Below are 9,197 nucleotides of genomic sequence, written 5' to 3' on the forward strand. Positions count from 1 at the left end.
TGCGTACATTTACCCTCGGTCATGCGTACATTTACCCTCGGTCATGCGTACATTTACCCTCGGTAAAATAGTTATCCACAGGCTTTGAGCTGCGGTTATTTTTTATTCACCCCGTCTTCTATAACAGTATCCAGTAAAACAATATGTTCCAGGGTAAAAGGTCATCTTTTATCGCTGCTGAAGATGGAAATGACGGCGTGGATCGAGGCTGGCGCGGCGCCGCTGCGCGACGCCTTGCCCCCAAACGTCGTGGGGCACCTCCTCCATCACGGAAACCTCATCCGAGATGCGTTGACGAGAAGGGCCATGCTCGCGGAGGACACGATGTCTCTGGAGACGGTAGGAGTTGCGCTCCGCAGCATGACGGTGGGGGAGGGGAGCGGTGTGTTCTCCGGGCATGGCCACGGGCGTGTCGGCGGCGCTTGAAAAGTAGCCCACCAACGACGATCGGAAAGTAGCCCACCAACAAGATTGGATGGGTGATATCCGTGGATGATTGGGCTCAGATCAGGTACCTGCGCAAACAGGGCCTGTCGATCAGAAAGATCGCGGCCGAGGTCGGTTGCGCGAAAAAGACCGTGGAACGGGCGCTGGCTTCCCCGGAGCCTCCGACGTACAAGAAGCGGGCGGGCAAGGCGACCAGCTTCACCCCGTTCGAACCGCAGGTCCGAGCACTGCTGGAGAAAACGCCGACGTTGCCGGCCACAGTGATCGCCGAACGGGTGGGGTGGACCGGGTCGATCACCTGGTTTCGCGATAATATCCGTCGCACCCGCCCCGACTACCAGCCCGTGGACCCGGTCGATACCCTCACCCATCGTCCCGGGGAGCAGATCCAGTGCGACCTGACCTTCCCCACCGGTGGGCTGCCGGATGAGACCGGGACGAGGGCAGAGTTCCCGGTGCTGGTGATGGTGGCGTCCCACTCAAGGTTCATGGCCGCCCGGGTACTGCCGACACGCACCACCGGAGATCTGATCGCCGGCATGTGGGCCTTGTTGTCCACGTCGTTTCAGGCCGTGCCCGAGCACCTGTTGTGGGACCATGAGACTGGCATCGGACAGAAGAAACTCACTGAACCGGTGCTTGCCTTTGCCGGCACACTGGGCACCCGGATCCTGCAGGCCCCGCCCCGGGACCCGGAGACTAAGGGAGTGGTGGAACGGGCCAACGGATACCTGAAGTCCTCGTTTTTCCCCGGTCGCCACTTCACCCAACCGTCAGATGTCCAGCACCAGCTAGACGACTGGATCACCCAGGTGGCCAACCAACGGATCCACGCCACTACCAGGCAGGTCCCGGCGAAGGTGTGGACCGCGGACAAGGCGAAGATGACCACCCTGCCGCCGTACCCACCGCAGGTCGGGGTGATGCGGCAGGTGCGCCTGCCGCGCAACACTACGTCGCGGTCGACGCCAACCGGTACTCGGTGGACCCGCGGATGATCAACCGGATCGTCACCGTCCACGCCGACCTGGAGCAGGTGATCGTGCGCGCCCCGGATGGGGTGATCGTCGCCCACCATGTGCGGGTGTGGGGTGATCACCAGAGCGTCACCGACCCGCAGCATGCGGCGTGCGCGAAGCAGATGCGCCACCAGCTGGCGGTGACCCGGATCCACCCGCAGACCCTGGAGGTCGAGCAGGCGGACCTGGACATCTACGACCGGCTGGCCGGCCTGGAGGTGGGAGCATGACACGCGCCCATCACACCGCAACGGAATCCGAGGTCGCCTACCTGGCCCGGGCGTTGAAGGCACCACGCATCGGATCGGACTACGCGGCCATCGCCGCCCAGGCCCGGGACGGTTCGTGGACCTATGAGGAGTATCTGGCGGCTGTGCTGTCGGTGGAGGCCTCCGCCCGAGCAGAATCCGGGGCGAGGGGCCGGATCAGGAGAGCGGGGTTCCCGCAGATCAAGACCATCGACGAGTTCGACTTTTCCACCCAGCCCACGATCGACCGCGGGAGGATCGCCCGGTTGGAGACCGGTGGGTGGATCACCGAGGCTGGAAACGTCATCTTCCTCGGCCCACCAGGCACCGGTAAGACTCATCTGGCCACGGGCTTAGGTGTCATCGCCGCACGCCAGGGCTACCGGGTGGCCTTCGACACCGCCGCCGGGTGGATCACCCGGCTGACCCAGGCGCATAACAGAGGTGAGCTGGACGGACTGCTGAAGAAACTGAACGGCTACCAGCTGCTGATCGTCGATGAGGTCGGCTACGTCCCGATTGAGGCGGACGCGGCGAATCTGTTCTTTCAGCTGGTGTCGGGCAGGTATGAGCGTGGTTCGTTGATCATGACGTCGAATCTGCCGTTTTCCCGCTGGGGTGAATGCTTCGGGGACATTACCGTCGCCGCGGCGATGGTTGACCGCATCGTCCACCACGCGGAGATCTTCACGCACAAAGGAACCAGCTACCGCATCGCCGGCCGTGAGGGTGTCCTACCGTCAGTCGTCGCCGAGCGTCAGGCACACTAGACAACACACAACATCGGGCTACATTTCGCTCGTCGTTACTGGGCTACTTTTCGACCGTCGCTGACAAATGCCGTGGAAAAGGGCATCCGCCGGCTGACACAGCCTCACGGATGTGCATGCGTTTCGACAAGTTAGCGGTCACTTCGCGGCCACGGTTCAGCTGACGGCTTATCCGGTAGGAGCTGAAGCGGCTTGCATAACACTGCCTCGGGATGACCCGACACTTGCCGAACACATGTTCTGTTTGGTGTTTGGGGCGTCTTGGCCAGGGGGTATCCTTGTTAGTAGAAGGAAGCGACCCATTCTGCGGTTGTCTGTTCCGTTGCAGTGCAAATCGCAGGGGTTACCCCTCCGCTTGATGCCCATATCAGGTTCATAGGCGGTAGTAAGACCCAAAATTAAAGAGGCTTTCATGATTGTCGAGCGGCCCTTCCGTCGACAGCCCGCGTCGAAAGACGAGATATTTTCTACCCCTGAAAGGGAGAATAATGGCACTTCTCAGCCGCCAATTTGAGCAGGCGCTGCAATCAATTGAACCTCCCCGCGATGACAAAGATAATGCGGCCGCCGCGCATCAAATAGTTAGGGACGTTCTCATGGCTGCAGAGGAACTCCAAGATTGGGGATTAGAGCCCATCCTTATTGGATCCTACAAGAGGAATGTGTCCATCAGACGAGTCAAAGATGTCGACGTCTTCTGCCGCATGCAAGAGATCAGCGATGATGTCCTGCCTTCGCGTGTCCTCGACCAGTTCCATGAAGTTCTGAGCCGCTCGTTCGGGGTCGATGATGATGGAAACAAAAGAGTGATACCCCAGGCACGGTCAATTAAGGTTGAGTTCCCGGAATTTGAGGAGCTACACGTCGACGCCGTTCCTGCTCGTTTACGCTCCGACGGCTACTGGGAAATCCCTACTAAAGATGGTGACTGGCAACAAACTAACCCCGACGAGCTGACTACGCTGAAAACCGTGATGAATGAGGAATATGAAGGCAAGTATGTTCCTCTGGTGAAATTAGTTCGCCAAACCCGACGATCGGTCCTCGGCCTTGGTTCGCATCCGGGAGGTCTCTTCGCCGAGATGTGCTTGTATGACGCTTGCTTTAACAACAAGGTGAGCACAGAGGGCCTGACGCTTGGCTACGTTACCGCCCTTGAAGCTATTGCTGAGTTTCTGGAAGATAAACTTGCCTGGGGTCGTTCCTTGCCGGACCCGACGATGCCTGGCCATCAACTCTTCTTCCGCGCTACCGATGATGAGTGGGAGGCTGCGCGAATAGAGTTTTGTTCCGCTGCTATCACCGCGCGACAGGCTTATGTTGAGGAAGATAGCGGGAAAGCAGCGGTGTTATTCCGAACACTACTGGGAGAAAATGGCGACGGTGACGTGGTATTTCCCATGCCGGAGGGATACAACGAAAATGGTTCCAAAAAAGACTCCGCAGTGCTGATAACCCCGGGTTCCCCGAACGTGCCCGCGGGGGACCGCCGATTCGGATGATCATTTGGGAAGAGGCTCTCGCCGCTGCCACAGGTGAGTTCGTTGAGATGCTCGAGCGGCGGGGTTTCTCGCGGACCGGTTGCTCGTGGACAGGAAATGTGGGGGGAGCTGAGGACCCAGTACGTGTACGGGTTCGATTTGACGACAATTTTCCCTTCAGCCCGCCACAAGTGTTTCCCCTGGACGATTTCCCCATGTCCTGGCACCGGGAACCCAATGGAGCAATGTGCCTTTACCCGGCTGAAGGGCGAGAGAGCTTGCCCTGGCTCGACAGTGATGACTTCCTCCAGATGATCCAGCGATGGATAGAGGAATCGGCAACGGGATGGCAGGGAGATCTGCCCGTGCTCGATCTAGATCGCTACTTCTCGCCTGGCCCAGCCGAACCTCTCATCATTTACGACAATCTTGACAAGCTAAATAACAAATTTGTTCAACTTCGGCGTGAAAAGACCCTCACCCGCGTTATCGGGGTTGGAGCTATACCTCGGCGAGCAGCGAAAAAACTCAAAAGCACCAGAGCATTTGCTTATGTCACCTCGATCGGCCAGCCCGAGGTTCCCCCGAGAAACTGGGAGGACATTAAAGCTCTGCTTCCTACCTCGGACGCGCGAGCGATTGATGTGGGGATTCGAGAACAGCGCCTGAGTTACCTCATCCTCAAATACGAACGGGGAGGATTAGAAGCGGTCCTCACTCTTCGTGCATGGGCAACAAAATCTGGGGCGATCACTCTTGCCAAAGTGGAAAGCGCTAGCCATTCTCGGGAAGCCCTATCTTTACGAGCAGGACCGCGTACGACTGAACTGTCCAACTCCCGACTAGTCGTCATTGGGGCAGGCGCCATAGGTTCGTTCTTGTGCGATCAACTCGCACGGTCAGGCGTCGGAGAAATTACTATTTATGACCCAGATGAAGTGAGGCCAGGAAATCTCGTCAGACATTTAACAAGTGCGGAGATGGTAGGGAAAGCAAAACCTCACGCGGTGCGGGAAGTAATTACCTCTCGACCTTTTAATATCTCTACCATCATCGTCAAAAATGAGCCGGCACCGACGCCCAGGGAAGTCCTCCGTCTTTTCGTCAACGCGGATCTAGTAATCGATGCTTCCGCAGCTGGAGGAACTACAGCTCTTCTGGCGAAAGCGGCAGAGGCCAGTGGCCATCACTTACTCACTGTTTGTTTGCAAGAAGACGGTCAAGTGGTGAGAGTGGATGTAGTACCTCCATTGGAAGGCCCAGCCCTCCCGCCTACCCAACTCGGCCCCTTGTCCGATCGGCGAGACCTGAAATTTGAAGCCGGGTGCGGGGACCCCGTCTCAATGACACCACCCTTCGCAGTCCTCGAGGCTGCCTCCCTGGCCGCTCGTTGTGCCATCGGCATGCTGTTAAACGAGCCTGTATGCAAGGCGGGCATAGTCCGTGATTACCGTTAAACATTCATCTTCGCGCATGATTATTCGTGCTGGTGACCGCGCCTTTCACACGGCTGGCCGGCTTGCTCTAGATTCGCCGAATGAAATCGGCGGCATTCTTGTGGGCTGGTGGGAAGATGGAAAGACAGCTGTTATCCACGAATTTGTGGTGGTGCCTGACATTCAATCCGGAACCAACCACTACGAACGTGGCCACAAAGGAGCTCAAAAGCTCCTCACAGACTTGATCCACGAGCTCGAGGACCCAAAGATCGGCTATATCGGGGAATGGCACAGCCACCCTGCTCCACAGCCGCCCAGCAGGACAGATAGAAACGCGATAGCTGACATCGTGCGGGAGAATGGCAGCCCAGTTGTCCTGGTGGTGCTGGCGGTGGCACCTAATAGGAACATCCTCCCCTTTGGGCTCATCGGCCGAAATCGATGGCTTCGCCACGTTTCCCTGGAAGACGCCCCAATTGAAAGGTTTACCTATGAGTAGGTCCAAATTTGATCTTGCTGCGGCATTTCAAAACAAGCAAGTGGCTTTGAATGCTTCATTCCTGGCAATCCGCGATGTCACATCACACCCAACGACGGTCGGAGATCAGAGCGAGGGAGACTGGGTCGGGCTATTCCGCGACTTCCTTCCTACTCGCTACACGGTAGGCCCCATCTTCGCTGTAGATCATACGGGCGATATGAGCGATCAAATCGATCTCGCCATTTATGACACCCACTTTTCACCGCAGTGGTTCGGTGCAACCTCGGGAACACGGTTTGTACCTGTCGAGAGTGTATATGCCGTTTTTGAGGTTAAACCTGAATTTAATAAAAAGTATATTGCAGAAGCACGGAAAAAAGTCAAGAGTGTGCGCGATCTTGAGAGGACGTCGGCGCCAGTAGTCTATAAGGGAGGCACCTATTCACGTCAGGAAATCTCATTGCGCCCTATTATTGGTGGAATTCTAACTACTCGCCAGGGCCCCGCGAGTGCTGTCAACGGGCTTCTCGATATTCAAGGGGACACCGTTGATGAGGCATCGAGTGAATTCCTGAATATTGGAATATGTCTGGAACAGTTTGCTTTTGATTACACGCCGATGCTCTGCGACGGTCCTAGTCAGGAGGGCCTGGTCACTACAAAAATAGAAGTTAAGGATGAAAATCAGCTCATTTATTTTGCGATTCGTTTGTTTCGACAACTGCAATTGATTGGCAGCGTCCCGGCGGTAGACATGATCAAGTATGAAGCTGGGGCGACACCGGGCGGCCTGGAAGATTAGGGTTGATCCATTCTCACGTCAATCCCTCGCTTGTTCGGTGAGATCCCACTTGCGGTGTCTGAGCCCTGTCATTGTTGGGGGTCTCTCTGTCAAGGAAGGGGACTCGGCGGGCGGTGGCGCTAGCGAATGGCTTCAGCCAATTCTTGCGTGCATCTCTGGGGTATGCCCTATTGGGATGGGAAAGTCCCCTTTCCCGGTTTTTTGCTCAGGCAGGTCGACGGCTACGTATTCCTGGAACTCGTGAATTCTTTTTGATCCACCGAGCCGCATCCTCGTCAATCCAGTGGGCTACGTGAAACAGGGAGGAATCATACTTATCAAGCTGATTCGCCTCGGTTAGCGGGTCAGAATGAACCAACGGCTCATGATGGGCGCATCGGTTGCGCAGACCATAGATCACCGCTACGTGCGCTTCGAAGTCTTCTTGCCCGAGTCCATCGGCGACCAGATTGGGAAGCCCGCGCAAAAGTATAGGCCAAAGAGTGGTTTTGTACCTGCGGGCGAGCAGAAAGCGCCACGTATCAAACGTAAGCTCTGCGATGATTTTTCCGGGAGAGTGGCGCGCCCCTGCTCTGCGTTTCGCCGTGGTCACTGCTTTCTTGAATTGATCAGTAAAACGGAAATAGCTGGCATCTTCGAACCAGCGCGGGCCGCGAGCATCACTCAACTGGTTATCTATCCGATTGCGCAGGAGCACTTCTACGTGCTGAATGTCTTCGAGATACGCCTTCGATAGTCGGGTATTCCAAATATAGAAAGCTTCCGGCTCTGAATAGCGCCCGTAGGTGCTCATCCTCGGTGAGGAGAACCACTGCTCAAGCTGTGCGAAGCCGGTGGAGGGGTTGCTAGTCATAAGGTCAAGTATTACACTCACGGATTGTAAGCCCCGGAGTGATCCCTGCCGTTTAGGTACATCACCGGGGCTATTGAATTTTCTCGGTGCTGTTGCGCAGTTGGGGCGAGGCTCTATCTCTCCCTACTGTGCCTTCTAGGGGTTAAGGGAAGAAATGTGTGCTCTTAGGGTCTTGAATCCCTGACCTAGCCAGCACAAACACCAACATTCTGTGTCTCCGCATCCACACAAGCAGCCCCACGCACGGAAATCCCGGCCCCGAACACCGCGTGTGCCCACCACCGGACTACACCAGGTGAGTGAACAGAACACGACCCACCTGCCCGGTCTGCACCGGGCCCATGAGAAGAAACGGCCGTACCTCAAAAGGCTCCCCACGCTGGCGGTGCACCACCTGCGGCGCCTCCATCACCAACACCCGCCCCGATGATCAGCACGCCCACCGCTTCGGCCTGTTCATCACCTGGATCCTGAACTCCCAGTCACGCACCAGCCTCGCCCACCAGCTTGGGATCAGCCGCCGGACACTGACCAACTGGTTTCACGACTACTGGTTCATCCAGGTCCCGCGTAACACCGATACCCGCCGCGTCCACGACCAGCTGTTCATCGACGGCACCTACTTCAACACCACGTGCCTGCTGGTGGTGTGCACCGCCGAACACGTCGTGGCCTGGCACTGGTGCACCCGGGAGGACTCCGACAGCTACACCCGCCTGTTCGACCAGATCCCAGCCCCGTTGATTGTGACCACCGACGGCCAACAAGGAGCGCTCAAAGCCATCAGGGACACCTGGCCACAGGCCACCATCCAGCGCTGCATCGTGCACGTCAAACGCAACATCCAGACCCACGTCACCCTCCGCCCCCAGCTACCGGCCGGCAAGGCACTACGACAGCTGTCGCTGAAACTTCTACGGGTGACCACGCCCGAACAGGCCGCCACCTGGCTGGTGCTGCTGCAGCAGTTCCACGGCGTCTACGGCCCCTGGTTGAACGAGAAGACCTACAAGGCAGATGTCCCTGCCGACCAGGTCCCGGCGTTCGCACGCACCAACAAGGCCTGGTGGTTCACCCACCACCGACACCGCCGCGCCTACAAACTGCTGGAGAAACTAGCCACCAGCGGTCACCTGTTCACCTTCCTCACCCCACCGGAAGGGGTCACCACCCCGGTCAAGGCGACGACCAACTGCCTGGAAGGCGGGGTCAACGCGCAGATCAAGGCGTTGGCGCGTCACCACCGCGGCATGTTCGATGAACATCAACGCATCGCGGTGGACTGGTGACTGTACACCCATACGCAGCTGCCTGACGACCCGATCAGCATCGCCAGGCAGCAGCAGTGGGGCAAGGTCGGACTCGCCAAAGTCACCGACCTGATCAACCAGCAGCAGCCTGACGTCGGCCGTGAAGACGGTCGACCGGCTACCTATGACACCGGTATTGATGCCACACCGACGAACTCTATGGGCATCCGCCGCGGTTGGCTAGGTAGATAAGCTGTCCCGGCTGCTCACACCCACTATCCGGGGTCAGTGGCCGGGGACGGCGAGCACACGAAATTTCCCTTAACCCGACACGCCGCAAAAGCACACATTTCTTCCCTTAACCTGGATACACCGATGTGATTTAGGTTTAGCGGCGTGGGAAAAAG

Annotated in this window: 8 protein-coding genes and 1 pseudogene; 8 read left to right on the forward strand and 1 reads right to left on the reverse strand. The window is 57.6% G+C overall.

The annotated features are described in order from the left end of the window. The first annotated feature begins 488 nt into the window (after positions 1 to 488). From istA to NYP18_RS13255, 7 genes are all read left to right on the forward strand, one after another. Positions 489 to 1,445 carry an IS21 family transposase gene (gene istA / locus NYP18_RS13225; protein WP_259428670.1) on the forward strand — a complete coding sequence of 319 codons (957 nt, stop codon included), beginning with the start codon at positions 489 to 491 and terminating at the stop codon, positions 1,443 to 1,445. Further along, a complete protein-coding gene (locus NYP18_RS13230) occupies positions 1,442 to 1,696 on the forward strand; it encodes a Mu transposase domain-containing protein (RefSeq protein ID WP_259428671.1) in 255 nt (84 codons plus the stop codon). Before istA ends, NYP18_RS13230 begins: the two co-directional genes overlap by 4 nt. Continuing rightward, positions 1,693 to 2,484 carry an IS21-like element helper ATPase IstB gene (gene istB, locus NYP18_RS13235; protein ID WP_259428672.1) on the forward strand — a complete coding sequence of 264 codons (792 nt, stop codon included), beginning with the start codon at positions 1,693 to 1,695 and terminating at the stop codon, positions 2,482 to 2,484. The genes NYP18_RS13230 and istB overlap by 4 nt, the downstream gene beginning before the upstream one ends. Positions 2,485 to 2,972: 488 nt before the next feature. Beyond that, positions 2,973 to 3,986 carry an SMODS domain-containing nucleotidyltransferase gene (locus tag NYP18_RS13240; protein ID WP_259428673.1) on the forward strand — a complete coding sequence of 338 codons (1,014 nt, stop codon included), beginning with the start codon at positions 2,973 to 2,975 and terminating at the stop codon, positions 3,984 to 3,986. Positions 3,987 to 4,243: 257 nt separating this feature from the next. Continuing rightward, a complete protein-coding gene (locus NYP18_RS13245; RefSeq protein ID WP_259428674.1) occupies positions 4,244 to 5,422 on the forward strand; it encodes a ThiF family adenylyltransferase in 1,179 nt (392 codons plus the stop codon). Between the two features lie 16 nt (positions 5,423 to 5,438). Beyond that, positions 5,439 to 5,903 (forward strand): Mov34/MPN/PAD-1 family protein, encoded by a 465-nt coding sequence (locus tag NYP18_RS13250; RefSeq protein ID WP_259428675.1) that lies wholly within the window; start codon positions 5,439 to 5,441, stop codon positions 5,901 to 5,903. Next, entirely contained in the window at positions 5,896 to 6,687 is a 792-nt protein-coding gene (locus NYP18_RS13255; protein ID WP_259428676.1) for a DUF6602 domain-containing protein, read from the forward strand. The genes NYP18_RS13250 and NYP18_RS13255 overlap by 8 nt, the downstream gene beginning before the upstream one ends. A 205-nt stretch (positions 6,688 to 6,892) precedes the next feature. Here NYP18_RS13255 and NYP18_RS13260 read toward each other — a convergent pair whose 3' ends face one another. Beyond that, entirely contained in the window at positions 6,893 to 7,540 is a 648-nt protein-coding gene (locus NYP18_RS13260; RefSeq protein WP_259428677.1) for an Abi family protein, read from the reverse strand. A 299-nt stretch (positions 7,541 to 7,839) separates the two neighbouring features. On the opposite strand from NYP18_RS13260, the pseudogene NYP18_RS13265 reads away from it, so the two are divergent. Next, a pseudogene (locus tag NYP18_RS13265) lies at positions 7,840 to 9,042 on the forward strand (IS1249 family transposase). The last annotated feature ends 155 nt before the right edge of the window (positions 9,043 to 9,197 follow it).

It is taken from the genome of Corynebacterium lemuris (assembly GCF_024919295.1).
Lineage (GTDB): Bacteria > Actinomycetota > Actinomycetes > Mycobacteriales > Mycobacteriaceae > Corynebacterium > Corynebacterium lemuris.